The sequence below is a fragment of the Methylobacterium sp. Leaf88 genome (genome assembly GCF_001422795.1).
Taxonomy (GTDB): Bacteria; Pseudomonadota; Alphaproteobacteria; order Rhizobiales; family Beijerinckiaceae; genus Methylobacterium.
Genome location: NZ_LMMK01000035.1, coordinates 1 through 1864 on the forward strand (window position 1 = coordinate 1; position 1864 = coordinate 1864).

General features: G+C 43.8%; 1 protein-coding gene. It reads right to left on the reverse strand.

The features are described 5' to 3' along the window. Positions 1-305: 305 nt before the first annotated feature. Entirely contained in the window at positions 306-1253 is a 948-nt protein-coding gene (locus ASF20_RS23475; RefSeq protein WP_162242629.1) for an NAD-dependent epimerase/dehydratase family protein, read from the reverse strand. Positions 1254-1864 lie beyond the last annotated feature (611 nt).

Consider the following 1864-nt stretch of genomic DNA (forward strand, 5'->3'; position numbering starts at 1 on the left):
GTCTGGCCATGCCAAACCAACGCTGAAAACCTCGCTCTGTGCCGTTTCGTTAGACGCTCTAAGTCACTAGGCGCGGGAGTTTGGTGGGCAACAAAAGCTAATCCAGCGCAGCTCGGCTTCGACGTGTCGGCTGTCCAATGGACGTACCGGATCGCGGTGAATGCCCTGGCCCTGGCGCCGCCCTTGTGAAAGACTGATGATTCAGCCATCGAGCATAACATCTATCCAATTGCACTGACAGTTACAGCCTTGGTACTGAGTCAAAGCTAGCTTTTAGCGAGTATAGAAGTTATAATAAATAATTGTTAGTTTTTTGAGAAAGACGATTTCATCCAGTTCGCAGTTCTAGCCAAGCCGTCAGCAAGACTGACTTGCGGAGACCAATTCATCTCGTGCTTTGCGAGAGAAATATCGAGAATACTGATTGGCACGTCCGCCGCCCTGTAGCTCCGATAATTTCTTGACTGCTTAGATACACGCAAGGTTTTTTCGATTTGCGTTATTACATCATCGATACTCAAACCAATCCCGCTTCCAACATTCATAACACGATGCTCCCCATTATATTCAATTCCTGAAACCAAAAGACGCGCAACGTCGTCCACATACACATAGTCTCTTACGATTTTATCATTCCCGTAAATTTCGATCGGTAGATTATTTAGTATTCGATGCATCGTTACCGCTATGACGCCTTGCTTACGAAAAGGGGATTGGTACGGGCCATAGGGATTCGCCACACGAAATATGTGATAATTTAGGCCATACAATCGATAATAAAGATTGAGATATTTTTCGATCGAAAGCTTACTGATTCCGTATGCAGATATCGGATCGGTCTGAGCATTTTCGGGTATCGGTGTTTTTTCAGGTATTCCGTAAACGGCGCCGCCAGATGAAGCAAAAACTATTTTTTTTACTCCCTCATTCTTGCATAACTCGAGCAGAGATAGTGTGGGCAGGGTGTTAGCAGAAAGATCGCTTGCAGGATTATGGTTTGAACTTTCAGGCAACGAAGAATTTATTAAATGAAAAACAATATTTTGTCCGACGATAGCTTTAGATAGCGCCATATCATCGGACAAGTTCCCGTTGGTCCATAAGATTTCGTCTTCAATGCTATCCCCATATGTGATGTTTCTGCCGAATCCTTGAACAATTGCACCTTGCTTCCGAAGCTCTCGACAGATAGCGGAGCCAACGAAACCGCCCGCACCCAAAACAAGTACACGCATCCCTTCGAGCATTTTCATTACAGCCATTCGCAACAATATTTTTGAAAGACTCGCTTCCAATTTATTCTATTTATAGTAAGACATCTTACTGCACATAGAATCATAATATTTTATATCATAAGTGCGGTCATTGGGCAATTCGGTGCGCCGTTCAGTGACACCTGAGAGCTGATGCTAAATTTATTCAAATAACAATTTCGTTTTGTCACCAAAATAATGGCCCAATGGATAGAATTAAAATTTTAAGGTGTGATTTTAGCAAGGATTCTATGATTGTATTCAAATACAGTCAACCGCAATGGTCGTTTGAATTGGTTATATATTGAATTCATATATGTCACTTGCATATTTATACCAATTAATAGACTCATATTGCGAATTTGTACATGTAAATTTACTCAATTACCAAGCTTATTCGCGCGCTTCTACAGAATTTTACCTGATCCCAGCTGTCTGCATTCGCCGGAAATCGATCCTGAGCACCGCGAGCGCGCCCCGTTCTGCTCTCGTTCTTTTGCCTCGTGCTCAGACAGGCCGCGCAACTCGCAGCCAATTCATAACAGCCTCTAGGGCCTGTCGTCGCCTGAACGGATTGGGGTCGCTGGCGTTTTCCTCTCTCTGATGCAGGA